Here is a 25382-nt window from a genome sequence, read left to right on the forward strand (position 1 = left end):
GCGCCACCGCTACCACGGTACGACCGCGGGCGGACCCGGCGGGCGGCAATGCGCCAAGAGGGCGTGCGCGGGCGCGCACCCCATCCGAGGCTGCGTCAGTCCTCGTACCCCAGTTGAAGATCCCGCTCGGTCCGACCGCCGCCCGCCAGCCGCAGGACGGTGGCGACCGGCGGGTACCCGGCGGCGATCACGGTGTACTCGCCGGCCGAGAGGTCCACGAAGCGGAACAGCCCGTCGGTGCCGGTGGTCGCGGTGTCGACGACGTTGCCGCCGGCGTCGAGGAGGGTGACCCGGGCGTCCTCGACGCGGTGCCCGTCGCCGGCCCGCACGGTGCCGCGCAGCACCGCGCCACCGGCGAGTTCCACGTCCTGCCGGGTTTCGCGGGACGCCTGGACGGCCACCGGGAGAGCGACCGGCCGGAAGGCCGGGGCGCTGCCGGCGAGCGTGTACGCGCCGGCCACCAACTCCCCCATGGCATAGCCGCCTTCGCGTCCGCTGCGGGCGGTCGCCACCACCTCGCCGCGGACGTCGGTGAGGGTGACCGTCGCGTCCCGGACGGGTGTGCCCTCGGCGGTGGTGACCGTGCCGACCAGGCGCCCGGCGCCGCCGAGCACCACGTCCAGCTCCACCGGGCGTTCGCCGACGGTCACCGTGACGGCCTGCGGCTGGTGCCCGCCGGCCGCCGCGATCAGGACGTACCCGCCGACTCCGGGGGCGCTCAGCGCGTACCGGCCGTCCTCCCCGGTGGCGCCGCGGCCGATCTGCCGGCCGGCGGCGTCGATGAGGGTGAGCGCGGTGCGCGGCACGACGCTGCCGTCGTGGTGCCGGACCGTGCCGCACACCGGGACGCTGCCCGGGGCGGGCACGGCCGGCGCGCCGCAGAGGACTGGCTCGTTGGCACAACTCTCCATTGAAGAAAGGGAGTTGACGGCGGGGTCGGGCGTGGAGCGGGCCGGTGGGACGGTGGCGGGGGCGGCCTGGTCGCCGTACGGCGGGTGCGGGGTCTGCGGGGCCTGCGGGGTCTGCGGGGCGTCGGACACCAGGGGGTTCTCTTTCCGGAAGAGGGCGAGCAGGCAGCCCAGGACGAGGACCGGCGCGAGGAAGAGGTAGCTCCCCGGCACGGCCTGCGCAGAGGCGGCGGGGACGTGCCGCAGCGCGGCGGGCAGCGCCGCGACCACCTGTGGGGCGAGCGGACCGGGGTCCGGCAACCGGGCGGCGAGGTGGCCGGCGAGCAGCGCGCCGGCGAGGGCGGCGCCGACACTGCCGGCGAGCCGCCGCAGGCAGGCGATCGCGCCGGCCGGGTCCGGGCCGGGTACGGAGGCCCGGACGGCGAGCACCAGCACCGGCAGCACCAGTCCGAGGCCGAGCCCGAGGATGCCGGCCCAGAGGGCGAAGACCGGGCGGGCGGTGTCCGGCCGCAGGTGGCACAGCAGCCACATGCCCTGCGCGGCCACCACGCATCCCAGGATCGGGAAGACCGTGACGTGGCCGGTGCGGTGGATCAGCCCGCCGGTGGTGAGCGCGGCCAGCGCCAGCGCCCCCGTCAGGGGCAGCATCAGCAGCCCGGAGGCGGTGGCGGTGCTGCCACCGGCCGCCTGGAGGAAGGCCGGGAGGTGGCGCACCGCCCCGTAGAGGGCGAGGGCCAGGGCGGCGCCGACGAGTCCGGTGCGCCCGAAGAGCACCTCGCGGAGCAGCAGCGGCGGGATCAGCGGTGCGGCGGCGCGGTGCTCGACGAGGACGAGGAGGGCCGCGGCGACCGGCGCGCCGGCGGCCGGCCCGAGGATCATCGCGGAGTCCCAGGCATAGCGGCCGGCGCCCCAACCTGCCGGCAGCACAAGGCACGTGGCGAACGCGGCGAGCAGCAGGGCGCCTGCGAGGTCCGGCCGCGGGCGGGCGGCGGGGCGGGGCAGCCGGAGGGTGGCCGCGGCGGCGAAGAGGACCAGCAGGCCGAGCGGGACGTCGAGGGTCAGGCACCAGCGCCAGGCACCGTGGTCGACGCAGTAGCCACCCACCAGCGGGCCGGCCAGCAGGCCCGCGGCGTAGGTCGCACCGGCCGCGGCCGTGCGTCGGCCGCGCGCCCGGGACGGGGCGGCTTCGGCGAGGAGCGCGTGGACGCCGGCCAGCAGACCGCCGGCACCGAGGCCCTGGACGGCCCGGAAGGCCACCAGGGCGGTCGCGGAGTGCGTCGTTCCGGCCAGTCCCGCGCCGGCGGTGAAGACCAGCAGGGCGAGGAGGAGGCCGGCCTTGCGGCCGATGCGGTCGCCGAGCGCCCCGTTGAGCGGCAGCCCGAGGGTCGACGCCAAGAGGTAGGCGGTCACCACCCAGGAAACCCGGGGGCCTCCGGGCAGTTCGGCGGCGATCGCCGGAAGCGCCGGGAGGGCGGCGGTCTGGCCGAGGGCCGCGGCCAGCAGTGCCGCCAGCAGGACCGGGAGGGCCGGCCGCGCCGGGCGGGGGCCGGATGGGGCGGGCGGCTCGTCGAGGAGTGTCGGTTCGTCGGGGAGTGTCGGTTCGGCCGGCTCCGGATCCGGGTCCGCGATCGCTTCGACGGCGGGCGGCCCGGCCGGTCGGTCCGGTTCGCTCAGGGTGGTCCCGCCCACGTTCTGCTCCCCTCGTCACGCTGCTGCGGGCGCCCATTTCTCGCACCGGGCGACAACGGCGATCAAGCGAGGTGAATCGGAACAGGGTGGGCGGGAACGGACGTCAAGTGCCGTGCCAGGGGCGCCTCTTGGGCTCCCATCAGGGGTTTCCGCCGGTGGGCCGCCCGGAGGGCCGGTACACCTCCGCGTAGGGAAAACCACCCGAATCGGTGAGCATGCCGGCGCCCCGAACGGTTTACGGGATGACGCTCCCTCACTTCTCCATGTGGGCCGCGAGGTTGGCGAGGATCGCGTCGTAGATGCGGCCGAGCCCCTTGGGCGCGAAGGTCCGCTCGAAGAACCCGCCGATGCCGCCGGCACCCTGCCAGGTGGTGGTGACGACGACCCTGGCACGGTTCTCCCCGGCCGGGGTGACGACCCAGGTGGTCACCATCGAGGAGTTGCGGTCCTTCTCCACCAGCTGGCCGTCGATCGGCTCGTCCACCTCCAGCAGGCAGTCGCGCACCCGCTTGCTGGTGGCCTGGAGCTTCCAGTGGACGAGGGTGCCCTTGCCGTCGCCGCCCTCGCGGACCTCGTACTCGCTGAAGTGCTCGGGCAGCAGCTGCCGACGCGTGCCGGTGTAGTCGGCGAGCGCGTCGAACACGTCCTCCGGATCCGCCGCGATCTCGCGCTGCGTGGTGGCCTCTACCTGCCCCATGTGTGTCTTCCTCCAGTAGTCGGCTGCCGGACCTGGGTGCGCCGCCAACCTGCGGTGCGCGCGGCCAAGCCAACCACCACTGGGCAGTGCGCCCAAATCCGGGTTGACACCTCGGATGCGAACAGATGTTCTATTGTCGGGGTGGGGGCTCGACAGGATCACAACAGGAGGCCCGATGCGCTGGGACAATCTGGGAGAAAGCCCATCCGCGCTGTTCGGCAGGGATGCCGTCACCCGAACGGTGGACACCCCCGAATTCCGCGGCATCACTTTCCACGAGGTGCGGGCCCGCTCGATCGTCAATCGCGTACCCGGCGCCTCCCGCATGCCGTTCGAATGGACCGTGAACCCGTACCGCGGGTGCAGTCACGCCTGCGTCTACTGCTTCGCACGCAAGACACACAGCTATCTCGACCTGGACACCGGCCTCGACTTCGACTCCCAGATCGTGGTCAAGGTCAACGCCCCGGACCTGCTGCGCCGGGAGCTGGCCGGGCCCCGCTGGCGCGGCGACCACATCGCGATGGGCACCAACGTCGACTGCTACCAACGGGCCGAGGGCCGCTACGCGCTGATGCCCGGCATCATCGCGGCCCTGCGCGACCACGCCAACCCCTTCTCGATCCTCACCAAGGGCACGCTGATCCTGCGCGACCTGGAGTCGTTGCGGCAGGCGGCCGCGGTCACCGACATCGGCATCTCGGTCTCCGTCGGCTTCCTGGACCAGGCGCTGTGGCGGACCGTCGAGCCCGGCGCGCCCGCGCCCGGGCGGCGCCTCGACGTGGTGCGCACCCTCACCGCCCACGGCATCCCGTGCGGGGTGCTGATGGCGCCGGTGATCCCGTTCCTGTCCGACGCGCCGGAGCAGCTGCGGGCCACGGTCCGGGCCATCGCGGAGGCGGGCGCCGACTCGGTCACCCCGCTGACGCTCCATCTGCGGCCCGGCGCCCGTGAGTGGTTCCTCGCCTGGCTGGGCCACCACCATCCGCACCTGGTGCGCCGCTACGAGGCGCTCTACGCCGGCGGCTCCTACGCCCCGACGTGGTACCAGCGCCGGATCACCCGGCAGGTCCACGAACTGGCCGCCGAGTACGGCCTCGGGCCGTTCCGGCCGGGCCGGGCACGCCGGATCCCACCGCGGCCCGCTGAGCCCGCCACGCCCGCGCCCAGCGCCGAACCCGGCCCGGGGGCCACCCAGTTGACGCTGCTGTGAGGACGGGCCGGCGCGGCGGCGACCGGGACGCCGTCCGGGCGAGCGCCGATCGCTCACCGCCACCCGCACGGAGGGTGATCGGCCGGGGCGAATCCCGTGGGGAACCCGGTCGACCGGTGTCCACGACGGATCCGACCCGCTGCCATGGGAACCGGACCGAGGAGCGGATATGACAGGAGCCGATGCGCGGGGAACGGACGGCGCTTTCGTGGGGACCGCCGAGCAGCCGTCGTACGAAGTTGGCATACGGGAGATGACGGAGGCGGATGTCGACGCGGTCGCGGCGGTGCGGGTCCGCGGCTGGCAGGCGGCGTACCCGGGGCTCATGCCGCAGGCGTATCTGGACGCGAGGGGCGCGGCGGAGGGCGCCCGGCAGCACCGGGAGCCGTTCGCGCGCCGCCGGCCCGAGGTCGTCTCCGTGAAGTCCCGTCCGCCGGCCGGCGCCAGCCGTGCCCTGTCGTCGGGGCCGCGCCCGGCCCGTCAGCCCGCCGGGCCGGTGCCGCTGCCGTCCCCCCTCGCCCCCTTGGCCGGCGCACCGTCCTCGGCCGGCACGGGCGGGTCCTCGTGGACGCCCAGCCGGGCCAGCGAGGCGGCGGCCGCCGCGGCGAGCCGGGGGTGGACGGTGGCCGCCCGCAGCGCCGGGACCGCCCGCTTGTCGCCGAGTGCACCCAGCCCCTCCACGCAGGCCAGCGCCACCCGCCAGTAGGGGGTGTGCGGGGTCAACAGCCGTTCCAGGGTGGCGATCAGGGCGGGGGCGGACTGCGGGGCGCGGAGTTCGACCAGCAGGCGGACGGGGTGCAGGGCGTAGGCGGTGCGCAGCGGGTTGGTGGCGAGGGCGGCGGCGGCGCGGGCGGTGCGCGGGTCGTTGAGCCTGCCCAGCGCGTGCGCGGCGGTGGCGCAGCGGACCGGTTCGCGGTAGTTCAGCAGGAGCACCAGGGTCTCGAAGGCGCGCTTGTCGCCGGCGCAGCCGAGGATGAAGGCGGCGATCTCCCGGGCCCACAGGGGGCGCTCCACCGCGATCAGCATCCGGGCCAGTTCCTCGCGCCCGGCGGGGGTGTTCTTGCGGGCCAGTCCGAGCAGCCGCTCGTAGGCGACGAGATCCTGCGGGGAGCGGAGTTCGGCCCGCACCCGGTCCGTCAACTCGTGGAATTCGTCTTCCATTTGCCGCTCCCCTCCCTGCCGGCCGCCCTGGTTCGCAGAGCGTGGCCGGCACCACAACCTAATGACCCGCCTTACCCCTGGCGCTTCGGTTACCCACCGGTTAACCTGCTGGAACGAGCAGCACCCCTGCTCGGGCGGCCTGGTGACGCAGCCGCCGGAGTGTGTCGTCGGTTCGGCACACCACCCAGCACCACCGCCGCGCGGGAACCGCAGCCCCGTGTGGCGACATCCTCACAGCACGCCCCTCAAGGGGGGAAGCGCCACGGCCCCGGGACAGGGCCCGCCGCGCTCCTCCACCGCAGGCGCTGCCCGCAGTGCCGTGGCTCGCCGCGGCCCTTCCGCCGCCGGTCGGCCACGCGTTGCCGCAGCCCCGCACGCGCGTCAACCCCTCAGTCGTCACGTTCTCCCCTGCCCTCAGGGGAACACCTTCAGGAGTCTCGCGATGGGCCGTCAGTCCACCCCTGATCTCTCCACTGCATCCGCAGCCGCCTCCCCGGCTCTCTCCACCATCGCCGTCGTCGGCCTGGGCACCATGGGCACCGGTATCGCCGAGGTGCTGACCCTGGCCGGCCGCGAGGTCGTCGGCATCGACATCGACGAGGCCGCGGTGCGGCGGGCCCGCGCCGCCCTCGAAGCCTCCACCGCCCGCGCCGTGCGGCGCGAGCGGATCACCGAGCGGGAGCGCCAGGACGCGCTGTCCCGGTTCCGCACGTTCGGCGAACTGGCGGCGGCCCGGGACGCCGACCTGGTGATCGAAGTGGTGCCGGAGGACTACGAACTCAAGCGGGAGGTGTTCGTCGCGCTGGACGGCATCGTCCGCCCGGACACCATCCTCGCCACCGGCACCAACGCGCTGTCGGTGACCCGGCTCGCCGCCGACTCCCAGCGCCCCGAGCGGGTGCTCGGCGTCCACTTCTTCAACCCGGCACCGGCCATGAAGCTGGTCGAGGTGGTCTCGTCGGTGCTGACCGCGCCGGTCGCGGTCGCCGCCGTCACCGACCTCGCCCATGAGCTGGGCAAGGACCCGATCGCGGTGGGCGACCGCCCCGGGTTCGTCGCCGACGGCCTGCTCTTCGGCTACCTCAACCAGGCCGCGGCGATGTACGAGTCGAAGTACGCGACCCGTGAGGACATCGACGCCGCGATGCGGCTCGGCTGCGGCCTGCCGATGGGCCCGCTGGCGCTGCTCGACCTGATCGGCGTGGACACCGCCCGCACGGTCCTGGAGGCGATGTACGCCGAGTCCCGCGACCGGCTGCACGCCCCCGCGCCGATCCTGGGCCAGCTCGCGGACGCGGGGCTGACCGGCCGCAAGGCGGGTCGCGGCTTCTACACCTACGAGGCGCCCGGCTCCGCGACGGTCGTGCCGGACGCCCAGACCCCGGCGGACGGAACCGGCGACGGCGCGGCGACCGGCCGGCCGGTCCGCAGCGTCGGGGTCGCCGGCTCCGGGACGATGGCCAGCGGCATCGCCGAGGTGTTCGCCAAGGCGGGCTTCACGGTCGTGCTGGCCGCCCGCAGCCAGGAGAAGGCGGAGCGGGCCAAGGACCGGATCGCCAAGTCGCTGGCCCGCTCGGTGGACAAGGGCCGGCTGACCGCCGAGGCGCGCGACGCGACGCTGGCCGCGATCACCCCGGCCGGGTCGCTGGACGCCTTCGCGGACGTCGATCTGGCGGTGGAGGCGGTGGCCGAGGACCTGGCCGTCAAGCAGCAGCTGTTCCGGACGCTGGACAAGGTCTGCAAGCCGGGCGCCGTGCTGGCCACCACCACCTCGTCGCTGCCGGTCGTCGCCTGCGCCCGCGCCACCTCGCGCCCGCAGGACGTCGTCGGGATGCACTTCTTCAACCCGGCACCGGCCATGAAGCTGGTGGAGGTGGTCCGCACCGTCCTCACCGGCGACGACGTGCACGCCACGGTGCGCGCGGTCTGCGCCAAGGTCCGCAAGCACCCGGTGGACTGCGGCGACCGGGCCGGTTTCATCGTCAACGCGCTGCTGTTCCCGTACCTGAACAACGCGATCAAGATGGTCCAGGAGCACTACGCCTCGCTGGACGACATCGACGCCGCGATGAAGCTGGGCGGCGGCTACCCGATGGGGCCGTTCGAGCTGCTGGACGTGGTCGGCCTGGACGTCTCGCTCGCCATCGAGAAGGTGCTGCACGCCGAGTTCCGCGACCCCGGGCTGGCGCCGGCGCCGCTGCTGGAGCACCTCGTCGCGGCCGGCTGCCTCGGTCGCAAGACCGGCCGCGGCTTCCGTGAGTACGCCCGGCGCTGACGCGCGGCGGCGCCCTGGGGCCGGGGGCGGCTGGGGCGGGCTGCTGGAGCCGTCGCACGGTGGTTTCAGCAGCCCGCCCCAGGTCACCGGGGCCGGAGCGGTACCTCATGCCGCGGGCCGCGAGAATATGCAGTACCTTCCCCACATGTCCCAGCCCGCTCGCCCGCAGTCCTCCGACGCCTCCGACCCGCCCACTCCCGGCACCCGCCGTGCGGCCGCCCAACGCCTCAAAATGCGCCGCGAACTGTCGGCCGCCGCCATGGAGCTGTTCGCGACGAAGGGCTACGAGGCGACCACGGTCGACGAGATCGCGGCCGCCGCGGGCGTCGCCCGACGCACCTTCTTCCGTCACTTCCGCTCCAAGGAAGAGGCGATCTTCCCCGACCACGACGACACGCTGGTACGCGCCGAGGCGGTCCTGGACGCCGCCCCGCCGCACGAGAACCCCCTCGACACGGTCTGCCGCGGCATCAAGGAAGTCATGCGGATGTACGCGTCCGCTCCGGCGGTGTCCGTGGCCCGTTACCGCCTCACCCGCGAGGTACCCACCCTCCGGGAGGCCGAGATCGCCTCGGTGGCCCGCTACGAGCGACTGTTCACCCGCTATCTCCTGGGCCACTTCGACGAGGGCGCACACCGCGAGGGCGACGACGATCCGCTGCTCGCCGAGGTCGCCGCGTCCGCCGTGGTCACCGCGCACAACCACGTGCTGCGCCGCTGGCTGCGGGCCGGCGCGGAGGGCGACGTCGAGACCCAGCTCGACCACGCCTTCGAGATCGTCCGGGAGACCTTCGGCGCGGGGATCGGCGCGGGCCGGGCCGCCACCGGGGAGTCCGCGGCGCCGGCGACGGTCTCCCGGGAGAGCGAGGTCCTGGTGGCGGTCGCCCGCACGGACGCGCCGCTCGACGAGGTCATGCGCACCATCCGCAAGGCCCTCAAGGATCAACGGCGCTGACCCGGTCCCGCGCCGGCCGCCCCGAGCAAGATCCGCGGAGCGCCTGACGCCCCCGCCCCGCTCGTGCTATCCACGGGAACGTGGAGGACGCGAGCGGGGCGGGGCCGACTCCGGGCATTCCCGAGGACCAGCTCCAGCCCCACCGGAGCGGCCTGGAGAGCCAGTTCCACAGCAAGCTCGGCGAGGCGCGCGGCTCGATGCTGATCCTGCTCGACGACGCCGCGGCCGAGGACCACATCGCCCCGCTGATACCGCCCGACGGCCGTCACCGACTGCTGGCCACCGCCCGCACCGCGCCTGCCGACCCTGCCGTCACCGTGCTTCCGCTGGACTCGCTCACGCCCGAGGACTCCGTCGCGTTGCTGGAGTCCGCGACCGCCACCTCAGTGCCGAAGGCCCCACTCGCCGAGACAGCCGCGCTCTGCGGCCATCTGCCGCTCGCCCTGCACGTCGTCGACGGCCGACTACGGGACTCCACTGACAGCGCCGAACGAGTGCTGGCCTCGTTACGGCCGCCGGGTGAGCGGCTGGCCGAACTCGGCCCCGTACGGCGCGCGTTCACCGCCTCCTACACGGCGCCGGCCAAGGGCGCCGCCCGGCTGCTGCGCGTTTGGTGACGGCACCCGGAAGCGAGCCAGGCGCAGTCGCCTCCTACCTGGCGCAGCTGACCCTGGCCGGAGTCACCGCATGGGCCGCCCGGCGGGTGTGGCTGCGCGGCGACGGTGGAGGACTGGGTGATCTCATCGCGATCATGACTCACCGGTGGCACGCGGTGCCGGCCGCCGGCCTGCTGCCCATAGGGGCCTGGACCGGAACACCGTGGGCCGCCGCCGTCCCGGTGGCCCTGCTGGCACTGCACTCCGCCGCCCAACTGTGGCCGGCGTTCCGGACCCGGCGGCTCCGCCTGCGTCGCCCGGAAATCGGCTGACGCCTCACCCGAATGGCGTAATCGGCCCTGCGCACACCGCCCGCGCACAACCCACCACACACCGCAACGAACCCTCCCCCCATCGGCCCATCCGTTGCTCATACGTGCCGGCCAAATGACATCTGAGAGAAATTCTTGGCACTCAGTGTCTTGTCGGCTGGCACGCGGTGTCATACGTTGGGGGTGTCCGGGCGGCCGGCGCATCCATCCAACCGTGGGCGTGCCGACTGTCCCCGCAAGCACTTTGTGCGCCCGGACGCCTGCGTCACAGGCACTCCCCCAGCCACCGCCGGGGGTACCCCAAACCGCGCTCACCCGCGCCATGCCGAGCACCACCGGCCGAACCGACGGCACCTCCTCGCACCACCCCCGACGTTCCCTCAAGCCGTTCCATACGTGCTTCGCCGGAGGCATACCGTGAACCACATACTCGATGCGATCCTCGCGCCGGACAGCACGCGCGAAGACTTCGCCGCCCTTCCCCTCCCCGAGTCGTACCGCGCGGTCACCGTGCACAAGGACGAGGCCGAGATGTTCGCCGGCCTGTCCACCCGAGAGAAGGACCCCCGCAAATCGCTGCACGTCGAGGACGTGCCGGTGCCCGAACTCGGGCCGGGCGAGGCGCTGGTGGCCGTGATGGCCTCTTCGGTGAACTACAACTCGGTCTGGACCTCGATCTTCGAGCCGATGTCGACCTTCGGCTTCCTGGAGCGCTACGGGCGGCTCTCGCCGCTCGCCAAGCGCCACGACCTGCCGTACCACGTCATCGGCTCGGACCTGGCCGGCGTGGTGCTGCGCACCGGCCCCGGCGTCAACGCCTGGCACCCCGGTGACGAGGTCGTCGCGCACTGCCTCTCGGTGGAGCTGGAGTCCTCCGACGGCCACAACGACACCATGCTCGACCCCGAGCAGCGGATCTGGGGCTTCGAGACCAACTTCGGCGGCCTGGCGGAGATCGCGCTGGTCAAGTCGAACCAGCTGATGCCCAAGCCCCAGCACCTGAGCTGGGAGGAGGCGGCGGCGCCGGGGCTGGTGAACTCCACCGCGTACCGGCAGCTGGTCTCGCAGAACGGCGCGGCGATGAAGCAGGGCGACAACGTCCTGATCTGGGGCGCCAGCGGCGGCCTCGGCTCGTACGCGACCCAGTTCGCGCTGGCCGGCGGCGCCAACCCGATCTGTGTGGTCTCCAGCGACCAGAAGGCGGAGATCTGCCGGAAGATGGGCGCCGAGGCGATCATCGACCGCAACGCCGAGGGCTACACGTTCTGGAAGGACGAGCAGAACCAGGACCCCCGGGAGTGGAAGCGCTTCGGCAAGCGGATCCGCGAGCTGACCGGCGGCGAGGACGTGGACATCGTCTTCGAGCACCCGGGCCGGGAGACCTTCGGCGCCTCGGTGTACGTCACCCGTAAGGGCGGCACCATCGTCACCTGTGCCTCGACCTCCGGCTACCAGCACGAGTACGACAACCGCTACCTGTGGATGTCGCTGAAGCGGATCGTCGGCTCGCACTTCGCCAACTACCGGGAGGCGTGGGAGGCCAACCGGCTGATTGCCAAGGGCAAGATCCACCCGACGCTCTCGAAGACGTACCGCCTGGAGGACACTGGCCAGGCCGCCCACGACGTGCACCGCAACCTCCACCATGGCAAGGTCGGCGTGCTGTGCCTGGCCCCCGAGGAGGGCATGGGGGTGCGCGACGAGGAGAAGCGCGCGAAGCACATCGATGCGATCAACCTGTTCCGTGACGCGCCAGCGGAGCGGACCGACAAGGCCAGCCGCGACGCGCCAGCGGAGCGGACCGACAAGGCCAGCCGTGACACCGCGGCGCCGCAGGCCGGCGCGCCGGACCGGAACGCCTGAGGATCGGGACTACATGACTGAGCGTCAGAAGGATCGTCCGTGGCTGATGCGGACGTACGCCGGGCACTCCACCGCTGAGGCGTCCAACGAGCTGTACCGGCGCAACCTCGCCAAGGGCCAGACCGGCCTGTCGGTCGCGTTCGACCTCCCGACGCAGACCGGATACGACCCCGACCACGTCCTGGCCCGCGGCGAGGTCGGCCGGGTCGGGGTCCCGGTGTCCCACCTCGGTGACATGCGACGCCTGTTCCAGGACATCCCGCTGGAGCAGATGAACACCTCGATGACCATCAACGCCACCGCTATGTGGCTGCTGGCGCTCTACCAGGTGGTCGCAGAGGAGCAAGGTCTCGACGAGGAGGCCATCGCCAAACTCTCGGGCACCACGCAGAACGACATCGTGAAGGAGTACCTCTCGCGCGGGACGCACGTCTTCCCGCCGGGCCCTTCGCTGCGGCTGACCACGGACATGATCACGTACACGGTCAACCACATCCCCAAGTGGAACCCGATCAACATCTGCAGCTACCACCTGCAGGAGGCGGGCGCCACGCCGGTGCAGGAGATCTCGTACGCGATGTCCACCGCGATCGCCGTGCTCGACGCGGTGTTCGCCTCCGGCCAGGTGCCCGACGAGCGGCGGGGCGACGTCGTGGCCCGGATCTCGTTCTTCGTGAACGCGGGCGTCCGCTTCGTCGAGGAGATGTGCAAGATGCGCGCCTTCGGCCGCATCTGGGACAAGGTCACCCGCGAGCGCTACGGCATCGAGGACCCCAAGCAGCGCCGCTTCCGCTACGGCGTCCAGGTCAACTCCCTGGGGCTGACCGAGGCGCAGCCGGAGAACAACGTCCAGCGGATAGTCCTGGAGATGCTGGCCGTCACGCTCTCCAAGGACGCCCGCGCCCGCGCCGTCCAACTTCCCGCGTGGAACGAGGCGTTGGGGCTTCCCCGCCCCTGGGACCAGCAGTGGTCGCTGCGCATCCAGCAGGTCCTCGCGCACGAGTCGGACCTGCTGGAGTACGAGGACATCTTCGCCGGGTCGCACGTCATCGAGGCCAAGGTGGACGCCCTGGTGACCGACTGCCTGGCCGAGATCGACCGGATCCAGGAGATGGGCGGCGCGATGGCGGCCGTGGAGTCCGGCTACCTGAAGTCGCAGTTGGTCTCGGCGCACGCCGAGCGGCGGGCCCGGATCGAGTCCGGCGAGGAGAAGATCGTCGGCGTCAACTGCTTCGAGGGCACCGAGCCCAATCCGCTGACCGCCGATCTGGACACCGCGATCATGACGGTGGACCCGGCCAACGAGGACCGCGTCGTGCGGTCCCTGCACGACTGGCGGGACAACCGCGACGAGGTGCGGGCCCAGGACGCGCTCTCGGCCCTGAAGAAGGCCGCGGCGGGCGACACCAACCTCTTCCCGGCGACGCTGGAGTGCGCCCGGGCCGGGGTGACGACCGGCGAGTGGGCCTGGGCGCTGCGGGACGTCTTCGGCGAGTTCCGGGCTCCCACCGGCGTCTCCGGCGCGCCGGTCGCGGTGACCGCGGAGACCGGCTCGCCGCTCGCCGTGGTCCGCGAGAAGGTCGCCAGGACCGCGGCCGAACTGGGCGGCGGCCGACTGCGGCTGCTGGTCGGCAAGCCCGGTCTGGACGGGCACAGCAACGGCGCCGAGCAGATCGCCGTGCGGGCCAGGGACGCCGGCTTCGAGGTGGTCTACCAGGGCATCCGGCTCACCCCGGAGCAGATCGTGGCGGCGGCGGTCGCGGAGGACGTGCACTGCGTGGGGCTGTCGATCCTGTCGGGGTCGCACGCCGCGCTGGTGCCGGACGTGCTGGAGCGGCTGCGTCGCGCCGGGGCCCCCGACCTGCCGGTCATCGTCGGCGGCATCATCCCGTCCGCGGACGCCGCGGAGCTGCGCCGGGCCGGCGTCGCCGCCGTCTTCACCCCGAAGGACTTCGGGATCACGGAGATCATCGGCCGTATCGTCGACGAGATCCGCACTGCGAACAAACTCGACCCCCTGGAGGTCCCCGCATGAGTGCGCCCGTGCAGCGGCTGCGTCCGCGCCGTTCGTGTCTGGCGGTGCCGGGCAGCAACCCCCGCTTCCTGGAGAAGGCCCAGGGCCTGCCGGCCGACCAGGTCTTCCTGGACCTGGAGGACGCCTGCGCGCCGCTGGCCAAGCCGGAGGCCCGGCACACCATCGTCAAGTTCCTCAACGAGGGCGACTGGACGGGCAAGACGCGGGTGGTGCGGGTCAACGACTGGACCACCGAGTGGACCTACCGGGACGTGGTCACCGTCGTCGAGGGCGCCGGCCCGAACCTCGACTGCATCATGCTGCCGAAGGTGCAGGACGCCGCGCAGGTGACCGCCCTGGACCTGCTGCTGACCCAGATCGAGAAGACCATGGGCTTCGAGGTCGGCCGGATCGGCATCGAGGCGCAGATCGAGAACGCCAAGGGCCTGGTGAACGTCGACGCGATCGCCGCCGCCTCGCCCCGCCTGGAGACCATCATCTTCGGTCCGGCGGACTTCATGGCGTCCATCAACATGAAGTCCCTGGTGGTCGGCGAGCAGCCGCCCGGCTACCCGGCGGACGCCTACCACTACATCCTGATGCGGATCCTGATGGCGGCCCGCACGCACGACCTCCAGGCCATCGACGGCCCCTACCTCCAGATCAAGAACGTGGACGGGTTCCGCGAGGTGGCCGGCCGGGCGGCCGCGCTGGGCTTCGACGGCAAGTGGGTGCTGCACCCGGGCCAGGTGGAGGCCGCCAACGAGGTGTTCTCGCCGTCCCAGGAGGACTACGACCACGCCGAGCTGATCCTGGACGCCTACGAGTGGTGCACGTCCGAGGCGGGCGGGAAGAAGGGTTCGGCGATGCTCGGCGACGAGATGATCGACGAGGCGAGCCGCAAAATGGCGCTGGTCATCGCCGGAAAGGGCCGGGCAGCCGGCATGACCCGTACCACCACTTTCGAAGCCCCGGAGGCATGAGCACGATGCAGTTCGGCCGCACCTACGAAGAGTTCACCGTCGGCGACGTGTACAAGCACTGGCCGGGAAAGACGGTGACCGAATACGACGACCACCTCTTCTGTCTGCTGACCATGAACCACCATCCGCTGCACATGGACAGCAACTACGCCGAGCGGACCACCGATTTCGGGAAGAACGTGGTCGTCGGCAATTACATCTACTCCCTGTTGCTGGGCATGTCGGTGCCGGACGTCTCCGGAAAGGCCATCGCCAATCTGGAGATCGAGTCGCTGAAGCACGTGGCGCCGACGTTCCACGGCGACACGCTCTACGGCGAGACCACCGTGCTCGACAAGACGCCGTCGAAGTCCAAGTCCGACCGCGGCATCGTCCACGTCGAGACCAAGGGCTACAAGCAGGACGGGACCCTGGTCTGCGTCTTCCGGCGCAAGGTGATGGTTCCCACCGCCGCGTACATCGAGGAGCGCGGCGGCGAGCAGCCCGGCCGCCCCGAGCTCAAGGCCCCCGCGGCCCGGAAGGAGAAGTGACCTGATGGCGCGTCTCGCACAGACCGACGGTCTGACCGACATCCAGCAGGAAATCCTCTCCACCGTCCGCGACTTCGTGGACAAGGAGATCATTCCGGTCGCCACGGAGCTGGAGCACCGCGACGAATATCCCACGCAGATCGTCGAGGGCCTCAAGGACCTCGGCGTGTTCGGGCTGATGATTCCCGAGGAGTACGGCGGGCTCGGCGAGTCACTGCTCACCTATGCGTTGACGGTCGAGGAGATCGCCCGCGGCTGGATGAGCGTCTCCGGCATCATCAACACGCACTTCATCGTGGCGTACATGCTCAAGCAGCACGGCACGCAGGAGCAGAAGGACTATTTCCTTCCGAAGATGGCGGCGGGCGAGATCCGCGGCGCCTTTTCGATGTCGGAGCCGGCGCTGGGTTCCGATGTCTCGGCCATCTCCTCCAAGGGCGTGCGGGACGGCGAAGAATTCGTCCTCACCGGCCAGAAGATGTGGCTCACCAACGGCGGCTCGTCCACCCTCGTGGCGGTGCTGTGCCGGACGGACGAGGGCCACCCGGAGGGCACCGCTCCGCACAAGTCGATGACGACCTTCCTGGTGGAGAAGGAGGCGGGCTTCGGCGAGGTCCGGCCGGGCCTGACCATTCCGGGCAAGATCGAGAAGATGGGCTACAAGGGGGTCGACACCACCGAGCTGATCATGGACGGTCTGCGCATTCCGGCGGACCGGGTCCTCGGCGGCGAGACCGGGCGTGGCTTCTATCACATGATGGACGGCGTCGAGGTGGGCCGGGTCAATGTGGCCGCACGTGGCTGCGGGGTCGCCCAGCGTGCGTTCGAGCTGGGCGTGGCGTACGCGCAGCAGCGGCAGACCTTCGGCAAGCCGATCGCCCAGCACCAGGCGATCCAGTTCAAACTTGCCGAAATGGCGACAAAGGTGGAGGCGGCCCATGCCATGATGGTTAATGCCGCACGCAAAAAGGACTCCGGACAACGAAACGACCTTGAAGCGGGCATGGCGAAGTACCTGGCCTCCGAGTACTGCAAGGAGGTGGTCGAGGACGCCTTCCGTATCCATGGCGGCTACGGCTTCTCCAAGGAGTACGAGATCGAGCGCCTCTACCGGGAGGCCCCGATGCTCCTGATCGGCGAGGGAACGGCCGAGATCCAGAAAATGATCATCGGCCGCCGGCTACTTGAGGAGTACCGGATCCAGGGCTGAACGTCCCCTTTGGGTCGTTTACCGGTAGATAAAGATCACACCGCGTCATCGTTCTTCGGCCACGGATTGGCTCTGGCTCTTGGCCAGTTGCCGCTCGCAACCGATAGCATCCCTGGAAAGCCGCCGTCCCCCGTATCCATACGCGGCATCCTCCGCTACGAAGGTCATCCATGCCCCACAGCCAATCCTCTGCACAACGCGGTCGCGTCCGCCTCGCGCGCGGAGCATCGCCGTGGCTCCTCCCGACCGTGGCAACGGCGGCGGTCAGCCTGGTCCGTGCCCGCCGGTCCGGACGCTGGGCCGCCGTCGCCGTGCCCACCACCGCACTCGCGGCGGGCATGCTGTGGTTCTTCCGCGACCCCGAGCGAGAGATCGCTCAGGGACGCGTCATCTCTCCGGCCGACGGCGTGGTGCAGAGCATCATGCCGTGGAAGGACGGTCGCACCCGCGTCGCGATCTTCATGAGCCCGTTGAACGTCCACGTCAACCGCGCGCCGCTGGCCGGCACGGTGACGTCCGTGGAGCACATCCCCGGCGGATTCGTCCCGGCGTTCAACAAGGAGAGCGAGAACAACGAGCGGGTCGTCTGGCACTTCGACACCGAGCTGGGCGACATCGAGATGGTGCAGATCGCCGGCGCCGTCGCCCGACGCATCGTCCCCTACGTGCCCCAGGGCACCAAGGTCGAGCAGGGCGAGCGCATCGGCCTGATCCGCTTCGGCTCGCGGGTGGACGTCTACCTCCCGGAGGGTGTCGAGCCGGCGGTCGAGGTCGGCCAGGCCACTACCGCGGGGGTGACTCGCCTTGACCGTGATTGATCCCGAGACCCAGGCGGGCTGGGCGCCGGAGAACGACGAGGACGACGATGACATGCCGCTGTCGACGCGGCTGTCAATAGCGGACACCCTCACGCTCGGCAACGCCATCTGCGGCTTCATGGCGGTGTACTTCACCACCACCGGCGTCCTCATCCCCCACCTGACGGGGACCGAGGACGGCGGGATGGCGCGGCACAGCGCGGCGATGGCCGTGATCCTGATGCTCCTGGCGTCGGTCTTCGACCTCTTCGACGGGCTGGTGGCGCGCAAGCTGCGGGCCTCGGCGATGGGGGCCGAGCTCGACAACCTCTCCGACCTGATCAGCTTCGGGCTGGCACCCGCGTACTTCGTCGTGACCTGGGGCATGGTCGCCCAGGACGCGCACCAGCGGGTGTCGGTGGTCGCGGCGGTGGTGGTGCTGCTGGCGGTCGTGCTGCGACTCGCCCGCTTCTCCTGCGTCACGCTGCGCGACGGCATCTTCCAGGGCATGCCGAGTCCCTTCGGCGCCCTGACCGTCGTCGCCATCGTCCTGCTGGAGCTGCCGTTCCTGCCGACGCTGCTGGCGATCATCGGGGTGGCCTGGCTGATGGTGAGCCGGGTCGAGTACCCCAAGCCGCGGGGCCGACTCGCGGTGGCGATGCTCAGCTGGATCGTGCTCAGCATGGGCATGCTCGCCGCCTGGGCGCTGGACGCCCCCGGCGGCCAGCTGCTGCTCCAGACCGGCTGCTCCCTGCAGATCGTCCTGGGCGCCATGATCCCGGTCTTCGCGACGGCCCGGAGGGTCAACACCTTCCGTGACAACCGCCGCGAGTCGCGCGCCGAGTCGCGCGCCGCCCACCAGCCCTAGCGGACCCGGGCGGCGGCGCCCACGAAGAACGCCGAGAGGCCCCGAGCGGAACGTTCCGCTCGGGGCCTCTTCGCATGCGGCGGAAGCCTTGCTTGTGACGGGAGCCGTGGTGTGCGGCGGGAGTCTTCGCGGGCGGCCCGCGGCACCCCGCCGCGACGTCGTCAGACCAGGAAGTCCCGCGCCAGGCTCTCCGCCGCCCGCTCCAGCAGCGGGCCCGCCTCGGCCATGCAGCGGGCCGGGTCGGACTCCAGGTCCGTCAGCGCATACGCCCGCCGGATACCGGCCGCGGCCAGCGCCTCCTGCGGCAGCTGCAGCCGTCCGCAGACCGCGACCACCTCGATGCCGGCCGCCCGCGCCGCCGCCGCGACCCCGGCCGGCGCCTTGCCGTGCAGGGTCTGCTCGTCCAGCGACCCCTCGCCGGTGATCACGAACGTGGCCCGGGCCAGCGCCGGCGCGAACCCCAGCACGTCCAGCATCACGTCGATGCCCGGCCGGAACGCGGCGTCCAGCCCGACCAGCGCGCCGTAGCCGATGCCGCCCGCGGCACCGGCCCCGGGGGCCAGCGCGTGCTCGGCCGCCTTCGGGCCGACGGCGCGCTCCAGCACCTCGGCGAAGTGCGCCAGCGCGGCATCCAGGACGGCCACGTCCTCCGGGCTCGCGCCCTTCTGCGGCCCGTAGACCGCCGGCGCGCCCTTGGGGCCGGTCAGCGGATTGTCGACGTCACTGGCGAGCACGATGTCCGTACCGGCCAGCCGCGAGTCGAGCCCCGACAGATCGGCCGTGGCCAGCTCCCGCAGCCCGCCGCCGCCCGGCCCCACCGGCGCCCCGTCGGCGTCCAGGAACCGCGCGCCCAGCGCCGCCAGCATGCCCGCGCCGCCGTCCGTCGTGGCGCTGCCGCCGACCCCGAAGACGATCGAGGTCGCCCCCGCGTCCAGCGCCGCGAGCAGCAGCTCACCGGTGCCGTACGTGGTGGCGGTGAGCGGCGCGAAAACGCCCTTCGGGAGGTGCTGGAGGCCGGATGCCTCGGCCATCTCCACCACCGCCGTGCCGTCCTCGCGCAGCGCGAAGGTGGCCGTCACCGGCTCGCCGGTGGGCCCGGTGACCCGCGCCTCGTGCCGGGTGAAACCGGCCGCGAGGGCCGCCGTCGTCGTCCCGTCGCCGCCGTCCGCGACCGGCACCGCCGCCACGTCCAGGCCGGGGACCACGCGCCGCAGACCGGCCGTGACGTGCTCGGCGACCTCGACGGCCGTGAGCGAGCCCTTGAACTTGTCCGCGGCGATCAGCACATGTGCTGTGTTCGTCCTTGCTGCGTCCGCCACCGTGTTTCCCCTTGCTTTCGAACTGGCAGTCGCGCCGCTGCGACCTTATCCGGCCGACGCCCCCGCCGAACAGAGCGACAGAGGATCACCCCCGCCACACCGGTCCGCACCCGTCTGCACCAGTCCGCCCCCTGGATGTGCTTCTCCCGCCTGCCGGCCACCCCCTAGGCTCGCGCCGTGACGACCATGGACGACGACTACGCCACCTACATCGCCGGCCTGCCCCGTGTGCTGGCGGGCGCCGGAGTCATCTTCCGCGATGCGGAAGGCCGCCTGCTGCTCGTGGAACCCAACTACCGCGACACCTGGGTCCTGCCCGGCGGCACCATCGAATCCGACACCGGCGAATCCCCCCGCCAGGCCGCCCGCCGGGAGACCCTGGAGGAGATCGGCCTCGACGTGGCGCCCGGACGGCTGCTCGCCGTCGACTGGGTGCGCGGCGAGGCGCGGCCCCCGCTGGTGTCCTACCTCTTCGACGGCGGAGTGCTGGACGCGGCCCAGCTCGCGGCGATCCGCGTGCAGGAGGAGGAACTCCTGTCCTGGCGCCTCGCCCACTGGGACGAGGCCGAATCGCTGCTGGCCAAGGGGCTGCGGCTGCGGGTCCACGCCGCCCTGGAGGTCCTGGAAGCCGGCCACGGCCCGGCGGAACTGGAGGACGGCCTGCCACCGGCCTGACCGGGCGGCGCCGGGGGGCGCCGGGCGGGGAGAGGGAGAGCGGACGAGCGGGGCCGACCCGCCTCCGATTCCTGCCACCACCCCTCCCCGGAATCCGACTCGCTCCCGGCTCACACCGAACACCGCACACCGCACACCGCGGGACGGTTTCTGGACCTCAACCCTCAGTGTGAGAACCGTGGGTTGATTCCTTGCTTCCGCCCGCCCCTTAGCCTCGTTGCCATGGAAGAGATCGCGGCACGCATCGCGCGGGTGCCGGGAGTCGTCGGGGTCATGCTCGGGGGCAGCCGCGCACGAGGAACCAACCGCCCGGATTCCGACTGGGACCTGGGCGTCTACTACCGAGGCACACCGGACCTGCCCGCACTGGCGGCGCTGGCGGCGGACGTGACCGGCGGCCCGGTCGAGATACACCCGCCGGGCGCCTGGGGCCCCTGGGTGAACGGCGGGGCGTGGCTGGTCCTGCCCGACGGCAGCCATGTGGACTGGATCTTCCGGGACATCGACCGCGTGCGGCGGGTGTGGGAGGACTGCCGCGCCGGCCGCTTCGAGACGGGCATACAGGCCGGCCATCCCCTGGGCTTCTGGTCCCCCGCCTATCCGGGCGAAGTGGCCCTCGGTCAGATCCTGGCAGACGGCTCTGGGGAGTTGAGCCGCCTCAAGGAGGCGACCGGGACGTATCCCGAGCCGCTGCGCGAGGCACTGACCGCTGCCGCCGTCTGGGACGCGGGCTTCTCGGTGGCGTTGGCGGCCAAGTCGTCCGCGGCCACGGACGTCCTGCATGCCTCCCTGTGTCTCTCCCGGGCCATAGGCTGCCTCGTCCAGGCCCTGCACGCCCACCACCGCGTCTGGTGCCTGAACGAGAAGGGCGCCCTGGCGACGGCTGCCACCCTTCCCCACACCCCACCGGACTTCGCCGCCCGCGCCACCGCCCTGCTCGGCGAACTCGGCTTCACCCAGGCCAAGTTGCGCGACTCCCTCACCCGGGCGGAACACCTGGTGGCGGAGGTACAGGAGGTGGTCACTGGGGAGGGGTGACGCGAGGGGGGAGGGGCGGGGAGGGAGGGGGAGGGGGGAATGGGTCGGCCTTCTTCATGCGTGGCGGGCCGGGCCGCTCCCCGCGCCGGAGACCGTGATCGCGGTGGCGATCTCCTCGATGTCGGCCGGGGTCAGCTCCAGCGAGCCCGCGCCGATCCAGCCGTCCACCTGGGCGGACTTGCGCGCGCCCACGATCGCCCCGGTGATGCCGGGCCAGGCGAGCGCCCAGGCGATGGCGACCTCGGCCACACTGCGCCCATGGCGTTCGGCGATCGGCCGCAGCGCCTCGGCGAGTTGGAGGTTGGCGGTCAGGCCGGTCGTGAAGTCGTGGTGGGCGGTCCGCCAGTCCTCGGCGGGCAGGCCGGCCACACGCTCGGTGGAGAAGGCCCCGGTGAGCAGGCCGGACTGCAGCGGCGAGTAGACGATCACGCCGGTCTCGTGGGCGTGTGCCCAGGCGATCTCAGCGGCGGCCGACCGGTTGATCGCCGAGAACGGCGGCTGGATGACGTCGACATGGGCGATCCGCTCGGCCGCGTCGAGCAGATCCGGCGTGTGATTGGACAACCCGATGGCCCGGACCTTGCCCTCGGCCTTCAGGTCGGCCATGACCTGCCAGTACTCCTCCAGCGGGGTGGCGTTGGGTGATACGGCGCCGAAGCCGCCACCGGCGTACTCCAGCGATTCGCCGGTGTCGGGATAGTGCACCTGGTACAGGTCGATGTGGTCGACGCCCAGCCGTCGCAGGGAGTCTTCGACCTCGCGACGGACGCTGGCGGGCTTCATGATCCGCCGAGGCGCGGCCGACGGATTCTCCGGGTTCCAGACCAGGCCGACCTTGGTGAAGATGTAGGGGCGGTCGGCCTGCGGAAGGCTGGCGATGGCCTTGCCGACCAGTTCCTCCGAGTGGCCCAGGCCGTACACCGCGGCGGTGTCGATCCAGTTGACGCCCGCGTCCAGCGCGTGGCGGATCGCGGCGACCGACTCGGCGTCGTCCGTGGCGCCCCAGCTGAAGGTCCAGCCCGAGCCGGACACGGCCCACGAACCGAAGCCCAACCGGGTGATCTCCATGCCGGTACGGCCAAGCGTGACAGTCATGAGTGATGCGCTCCTGTGAATCGGAAAGCCGGAACCGTTCCGGCGGATTCAACTTTCGGCGATGCACCCCGGGGCGGGCAGTGCTCGGCTCTGCCTAGGCACGCCATGACCAGGTCGTGTCCGATGGGTCGGCGGGCAGTGGCTACCACGGGCGCGATGCGTTGTTCTCCCCTGTACCGCATCAGTTGGGTCGTCTCCCGGCAGTCGGTTCCGGCAGTCGGTTCCGGCAGTCGGTTCCGGTAGTCGGCTACGGTTCAGCGAAACCAGAGGGAGGGGGATCCGGGTGCCGAGCCGTATACGACGACGGACCGCGGGGGTGCTGGGTGCCGCGCTGCTGGCCGGGGCGGTCCTGGGCTGTGCGCGGGACGAGGGTGAGCACTTCGTGTCGGTGGGCGGTGCCCGTTCGGCGTGCGAGCTGCCGGTGACGTTGGAGATTCCGACGCCGTGGAAGAAGAAGTCGCTGGACGAGGACGCGGCCGACAAGAAGCGGTCCCGGTACTCCCCCTGCCACCTTGAGCTCGGGACCGGGAAGACGGCGCTGGCCCTCAGGGTCGACGTCTACGACAAGGGCAGGACGAAGACGAGCGCCGATCCGCTCAAGGCGCTGCTCGACTACGACGGCCAGGGCATGTCCAACTACGGCGAGTACTACCACGACGAGTACGAGAACCGGTTGACGATCGCGGGGCACCCCGCCGCGCAGATGGGCTACACGGTCAAGCCGCCGGACTCCAACGTCCCGACCTTCCGGCGACGGATGTTCGCGGTGGTAACACCTGACGCCACGATCGTGGTGAGGGTGGGCGGCGACAACCCCGGCGCCGACGAGCGCACCCGCGCGCTGTACGACCGGGTGAAGTCCTCCCTCCGGTTTGCCTCCTGAGCCTTTGACGACCTGTCGGCGGTCCTTCCCCCGTCCGCCCCGACCGGCGCGCTCGGGCAAGTGCGGCTCCTTTCGCCCCCGTTCGGACTCGGCCGGATCACCGTGTCCCGCACGGCCCTGAAGGGGCGGCGGCCCGGCTCGTCACCGACCCGCCCTGCAGACAGGGCCTGGGTCGGGTCCGCGAAGTCCCGCCTGCCGGGCGGACGACGAGACGTTGCGGGCACGAGCTAGCTGCTGACGCCGACCGCGTGGGCGTAGGTGCTGGGGTCCGGGATGAGGTCGAGCATGGCGCGGGCGACGTCGGCGCGGGGAATGGAGCTGCCGGACGGGCCGCCTTCGACGGCGTGGCGGTAGCGGCCGGTGCCCGGCTTGTCGAGCAGGCGGGGCGGGCGTACGGAGGTCCAGTCGAGGTCGGTCGCGCGCAGGACGGCCTCCATGCGTTCCAGGTCGGTGTAGAGCTCCCTGAGGATGGCCCAGAGCAGGGGGCCGAAGATCCGGTGGGTGAGGAACGGCTGGCCGGCGCCGGTGCGGTTGAGCGGGCCGGCGCTGACCACCAGGAGGCGGCGTACGCCGGTCGCCGCCATGGCCTCCGTCACCGCGCGGGCCGAGGTGGAGGCGGGGCGCAGCGGGTCGTGGCGGCCCAACTGGCCGATGCCGGAGAGGACCGCGTCGGCGCCCTCGATGGCGGGTTTGAGGGAGGCGGGGTCGAGTGCGTCGACGCGGACGACCGTCAGGCGCGGGTGACGCTCGGTCAGTTTCTCGGGGCTGCGCAGTGCGGCGGTCACGTCGTGTCCGTCGGCGAGTGCCTGGCCGACGAGGTGCCGGCCGATGCCTCCCGAGGCTCCGACGACGGTGATGTTCATGGCTCCTCCGGTGATCCTTCCTGGCCACCCCCGCGCGGCGGAGCACGGTGGAACGCAGCGGGACACCGCGACGCACGGGGGTGAGTGAGCACTTACCCACCAGTGTGGGTGAGTGCTCACTCACCTGTCAATGTAGGGTCGTCCCATGAGCCATGAAGCCGCCGCCCCGCTGTCCGGAGGCGCCTTGACGCGCTCCCGCATCCTCGACGCCGCCGCCGCGCTCATGACCGGCGTGGGGCTGACGCATACGACGACCAAGCAGATCGCCAAGGAGGCGGGCTGCTCCGAGGCGGCGCTGTACAAGCACTTCCGGAGCAAGGAAGAGATCTTCGTGCGGGTGCTGCACGAGCGGGTGCCGCAGTTCGCGGACGCGCTGGCGGAGCTGCCGGATCGGGCGGGTGACGAGCGCGGCCCGGCCGGGCACCTCGCGGAGGTGGTGCGCTCGGCCCTGCGGTTCTATCGGCGGTCGTTCCCGATCGCGGCGTCGCTGTTCGCCAGTCCGGAGCTGCTGGCGACGCATCGGCGCACGTTGGACGCCTTGGGTGGCCTCGGGCCGCACAACGCGAGCCGGCAGCTGGCGACGTATCTGGCGGCGGAGCAGGAGTTGGGGCGGATCGCGGCCGGGGCCGATCCGGACGCGGCGGCCAATCTACTGATCGGGGCCTGCTTCCACCGGGCGTTCCTCGACCTGTTCTTCGACGGGGAGGCGCCGGCGGGTGGGCTGCGGCCGGCGGGCGAGGAGGAGTTCGTGGCGGAGACGGTGCGGGCGCTGCTGGGCGGACTCTCGCCGTCGGGCGGCGCCTGACGGGTCGGCGGGCGCCGGGGCGGTGACGCTCGCCGCGTCCCTGGGTGGTCTCAGGCCCATGCCTCCGGCGGGAAGAGGCCGTCGGCGGTGCATTCGAAGGCGAGGAGGCGGCGCTTGCGGTCGAGGCCGCCGCCGTAGCCGGTGAGACTGCCGTTGGCGCCGACGACGCGGTGGCAGGGGACGATGATGCCGATCGGGTTGCGGCCGTTGGCCAGTCCGACGGCGCGGGAGGCGGTCGGGTTGCCAAGTCGTTCGGCGAGTTGCCCGTAGGAGAGCGTCTCGCCGTACGGGATGGTGCACAGGGCGGCCCAGACGCGGCGCTGGAACGGGGTGCCGTGCAGGGCGAGCGGCAGGTCGAAGGTGGTCAGTTCGCCCCGGAAGTAGGCGCGGAGCTGGGCGATGGTTGCGGCGAAGGGCGGTTCGTCGGGGTCGGCGGGGGTGCCGAAGGTCTCCTGTGGTGGGCGGTGGCGCTGGTCGGTCATGTAGAGGCCGCTGAGCGCGTCGCCGTGGGCGACGAGGGTGAGCGGGCCGACGGGGGTGTCGTCGAGGACGGTGTGGGTGACGGGCTCGGTGGGGGCCGTGGTCGCCGTGGTGTGGGTGGGCATCGTGGTGC

The 25382-nt window shown here is 71.9% G+C and carries 23 protein-coding genes; 16 read left to right on the forward strand and 7 right to left on the reverse strand.

The genetic code is table 11. The annotated features are described in order from the left end of the window. Nucleotides 1-95 precede the first annotated feature (95 nt). Together MOV08_RS10470 and MOV08_RS10475 are read right to left on the reverse strand one after the other, a co-directional pair. A complete protein-coding gene (locus MOV08_RS10470) occupies nt 96-2597 on the reverse strand; it encodes an MFS transporter (RefSeq protein WP_275307199.1) in 2502 nt (833 codons plus the stop codon). A gap of 253 nt (nt 2598-2850) precedes the next feature. Further along, nucleotides 2851-3294, reverse strand: a complete 444-nt coding sequence (locus tag MOV08_RS10475) for an SRPBCC family protein (RefSeq protein WP_039631223.1) — start codon at nt 3292-3294, stop codon at nt 2851-2853. 175 nt (nt 3295-3469) lie between these two features. On the opposite strand from MOV08_RS10475, the gene MOV08_RS10480 reads away from it, so the two are divergent. Continuing rightward, nucleotides 3470-4507 (forward strand): Rv2578c family radical SAM protein, encoded by a 1038-nt coding sequence (locus tag MOV08_RS10480; protein ID WP_275307201.1) that lies wholly within the window; start codon nt 3470-3472, stop codon nt 4505-4507. A gap of 480 nt (nt 4508-4987) precedes the next feature. Here the strand turns inward: MOV08_RS10480 and MOV08_RS10490 are convergent, their stop codons facing one another. Then, complete coding sequence (locus MOV08_RS10490; protein WP_039631228.1) at nt 4988-5668, reverse strand: HEAT repeat domain-containing protein; 681 nt, start codon at nt 5666-5668, stop codon at nt 4988-4990. Between the two features lie 442 nt (nt 5669-6110). On the opposite strand from MOV08_RS10490, the gene MOV08_RS10495 reads away from it, so the two are divergent. The 11 genes from MOV08_RS10495 to pssA all read left to right on the forward strand — a co-directional run bounded on the left by MOV08_RS10495 (nt 6111) and on the right by pssA (nt 18091). Further along, on the forward strand, nt 6111-7943 hold the full coding sequence (locus MOV08_RS10495; RefSeq protein WP_078875660.1) for a 3-hydroxyacyl-CoA dehydrogenase family protein: 1833 nt from the start codon (nt 6111-6113) through the stop codon (nt 7941-7943). A 145-nt stretch (nt 7944-8088) separates the two neighbouring features. Continuing rightward, nucleotides 8089-8898 (forward strand): TetR family transcriptional regulator, encoded by an 810-nt coding sequence (locus MOV08_RS10500; protein WP_275307202.1) that lies wholly within the window; start codon nt 8089-8091, stop codon nt 8896-8898. 80 nt (nt 8899-8978) lie between these two features. Further along, on the forward strand, nt 8979-9515 hold the full coding sequence (locus MOV08_RS10505) for a hypothetical protein (protein WP_275307203.1): 537 nt from the start codon (nt 8979-8981) through the stop codon (nt 9513-9515). Then, the gene (locus MOV08_RS10510; protein WP_275307205.1) at nt 9512-9826 is read left to right on the forward strand and encodes a hypothetical protein; all 315 of its coding nucleotides are present in this window, start codon (nt 9512-9514) and stop codon (nt 9824-9826) included. Before MOV08_RS10505 ends, MOV08_RS10510 begins: the two co-directional genes overlap by 4 nt. Before the next feature lie 417 nt (nt 9827-10243). Then, on the forward strand, nt 10244-11689 hold the full coding sequence (gene ccrA / locus MOV08_RS10515; RefSeq protein ID WP_275307206.1) for a crotonyl-CoA carboxylase/reductase: 1446 nt from the start codon (nt 10244-10246) through the stop codon (nt 11687-11689). Between the two features lie 13 nt (nt 11690-11702). Next, the gene (locus MOV08_RS10520; RefSeq protein WP_275307208.1) at nt 11703-13724 is read left to right on the forward strand and encodes a protein meaA; all 2022 of its coding nucleotides are present in this window, start codon (nt 11703-11705) and stop codon (nt 13722-13724) included. Further along, nucleotides 13721-14686, forward strand: coding sequence for an HpcH/HpaI aldolase/citrate lyase family protein (locus tag MOV08_RS10525; RefSeq protein WP_039631239.1), 966 nt, complete (start codon nt 13721-13723; stop codon nt 14684-14686). The genes MOV08_RS10520 and MOV08_RS10525 overlap by 4 nt, the downstream gene beginning before the upstream one ends. Before the next feature lie 5 nt (nt 14687-14691). Further along, nucleotides 14692-15216, forward strand: coding sequence for a MaoC family dehydratase (locus tag MOV08_RS10530; RefSeq protein WP_275311751.1), 525 nt, complete (start codon nt 14692-14694; stop codon nt 15214-15216). 4 nt (nt 15217-15220) lie between these two features. Further along, nucleotides 15221-16426, forward strand: coding sequence for an acyl-CoA dehydrogenase family protein (locus MOV08_RS10535; protein ID WP_039631241.1), 1206 nt, complete (start codon nt 15221-15223; stop codon nt 16424-16426). A gap of 170 nt (nt 16427-16596) precedes the next feature. Beyond that, nucleotides 16597-17244 carry a phosphatidylserine decarboxylase gene (locus MOV08_RS10540; protein ID WP_039631243.1) on the forward strand — a complete coding sequence of 216 codons (648 nt, stop codon included), beginning with the start codon at nt 16597-16599 and terminating at the stop codon, nt 17242-17244. Beyond that, nucleotides 17231-18091: a CDP-diacylglycerol--serine O-phosphatidyltransferase gene (gene pssA, locus MOV08_RS10545; RefSeq protein ID WP_174717860.1), complete on the forward strand. Its 861-nt coding sequence runs from the start codon at nt 17231-17233 to the stop codon at nt 18089-18091. Before MOV08_RS10540 ends, pssA begins: the two co-directional genes overlap by 14 nt. A 161-nt stretch (nt 18092-18252) precedes the next feature. Here the strand turns inward: pssA and MOV08_RS10550 are convergent, their stop codons facing one another. Next, nucleotides 18253-19377, reverse strand: a complete 1125-nt coding sequence (locus MOV08_RS10550; protein WP_275311752.1) for a glycerate kinase — start codon at nt 19375-19377, stop codon at nt 18253-18255. 210 nt (nt 19378-19587) lie between these two features. Here MOV08_RS10550 and MOV08_RS10555 point away from each other — a divergent pair, with 210 nt between their 5' ends. Further along, entirely contained in the window at nt 19588-20085 is a 498-nt protein-coding gene (locus tag MOV08_RS10555) for an NUDIX domain-containing protein (protein ID WP_275307210.1), read from the forward strand. Between the two features lie 222 nt (nt 20086-20307). Beyond that, nucleotides 20308-21123, forward strand: a complete 816-nt coding sequence (locus tag MOV08_RS10560; protein WP_275307212.1) for a nucleotidyltransferase domain-containing protein — start codon at nt 20308-20310, stop codon at nt 21121-21123. A gap of 54 nt (nt 21124-21177) precedes the next feature. On the opposite strand, the gene MOV08_RS10565 is transcribed toward MOV08_RS10560, so the two are convergent. Further along, a complete protein-coding gene (locus tag MOV08_RS10565) occupies nt 21178-22218 on the reverse strand; it encodes an aldo/keto reductase (protein ID WP_275307213.1) in 1041 nt (346 codons plus the stop codon). A 283-nt stretch (nt 22219-22501) separates the two neighbouring features. Here MOV08_RS10565 and MOV08_RS10570 point away from each other — a divergent pair, with 283 nt between their 5' ends. Then, nucleotides 22502-23101, forward strand: a complete 600-nt coding sequence (locus MOV08_RS10570; RefSeq protein ID WP_275307215.1) for a lipoprotein — start codon at nt 22502-22504, stop codon at nt 23099-23101. Nucleotides 23102-23328: 227 nt separating this feature from the next. On the opposite strand, the gene MOV08_RS10575 is transcribed toward MOV08_RS10570, so the two are convergent. Further along, entirely contained in the window at nt 23329-23964 is a 636-nt protein-coding gene (locus MOV08_RS10575; protein ID WP_039631256.1) for an NAD(P)-dependent oxidoreductase, read from the reverse strand. A 145-nt stretch (nt 23965-24109) separates the two neighbouring features. Here MOV08_RS10575 and MOV08_RS10580 point away from each other — a divergent pair, with 145 nt between their 5' ends. Further along, nucleotides 24110-24769, forward strand: a complete 660-nt coding sequence (locus MOV08_RS10580) for a TetR/AcrR family transcriptional regulator (RefSeq protein WP_275307217.1) — start codon at nt 24110-24112, stop codon at nt 24767-24769. Between the two features lie 50 nt (nt 24770-24819). Here MOV08_RS10580 and MOV08_RS10585 read toward each other — a convergent pair whose 3' ends face one another. Beyond that, on the reverse strand, nt 24820-25374 hold the full coding sequence (locus tag MOV08_RS10585) for a methylated-DNA--[protein]-cysteine S-methyltransferase (protein ID WP_039631260.1): 555 nt from the start codon (nt 25372-25374) through the stop codon (nt 24820-24822). Nucleotides 25375-25382: the final 8 nt, after the last annotated feature.

Source organism: Streptomyces yunnanensis (genome assembly GCF_029011865.1).
GTDB lineage: Bacteria > Actinomycetota > Actinomycetes > Streptomycetales > Streptomycetaceae > Streptomyces > Streptomyces yunnanensis.

Excerpts from the sequence above, each read along its gene's own strand:
- MOV08_RS10520 (WP_275307208.1), top strand. The coding sequence starts at position 11,703 with ATGACTGAGCGTCAGAAGGATCGTCCGTGGCTGATGCGGACGTACGCC.
- MOV08_RS10495 (WP_078875660.1), top strand. The coding sequence starts at position 6,111 with ATGGGCCGTCAGTCCACCCCTGATCTCTCCACTGCATCCGCAGCCGCC.
- MOV08_RS10580 (WP_275307217.1), top strand. The coding sequence starts at position 24,110 with ATGAGCCATGAAGCCGCCGCCCCGCTGTCCGGAGGCGCCTTGACGCGC.
- MOV08_RS10530 (WP_275311751.1), top strand. The coding sequence starts at position 14,692 with ATGCAGTTCGGCCGCACCTACGAAGAGTTCACCGTCGGCGACGTGTAC.
- MOV08_RS10585 (WP_039631260.1), bottom strand. The coding sequence starts at position 25,374 with ATGCCCACCCACACCACGGCGACCACGGCCCCCACCGAGCCCGTCACC.
- MOV08_RS10525 (WP_039631239.1), top strand. The coding sequence starts at position 13,721 with ATGAGTGCGCCCGTGCAGCGGCTGCGTCCGCGCCGTTCGTGTCTGGCG.
- MOV08_RS10535 (WP_039631241.1), top strand. The coding sequence starts at position 15,221 with ATGGCGCGTCTCGCACAGACCGACGGTCTGACCGACATCCAGCAGGAA.
- MOV08_RS10560 (WP_275307212.1), top strand. The coding sequence starts at position 20,308 with ATGGAAGAGATCGCGGCACGCATCGCGCGGGTGCCGGGAGTCGTCGGG.
- MOV08_RS10480 (WP_275307201.1), top strand. The coding sequence starts at position 3,470 with ATGCGCTGGGACAATCTGGGAGAAAGCCCATCCGCGCTGTTCGGCAGG.
- MOV08_RS10540 (WP_039631243.1), top strand. The coding sequence starts at position 16,597 with ATGCCCCACAGCCAATCCTCTGCACAACGCGGTCGCGTCCGCCTCGCG.
- MOV08_RS10475 (WP_039631223.1), bottom strand. The coding sequence starts at position 3,294 with ATGGGGCAGGTAGAGGCCACCACGCAGCGCGAGATCGCGGCGGATCCG.
- MOV08_RS10575 (WP_039631256.1), bottom strand. The coding sequence starts at position 23,964 with ATGAACATCACCGTCGTCGGAGCCTCGGGAGGCATCGGCCGGCACCTC.
- MOV08_RS10500 (WP_275307202.1), top strand. The coding sequence starts at position 8,089 with ATGTCCCAGCCCGCTCGCCCGCAGTCCTCCGACGCCTCCGACCCGCCC.
- MOV08_RS10565 (WP_275307213.1), bottom strand. The coding sequence starts at position 22,218 with ATGACTGTCACGCTTGGCCGTACCGGCATGGAGATCACCCGGTTGGGC.
- MOV08_RS10490 (WP_039631228.1), bottom strand. The coding sequence starts at position 5,668 with ATGGAAGACGAATTCCACGAGTTGACGGACCGGGTGCGGGCCGAACTC.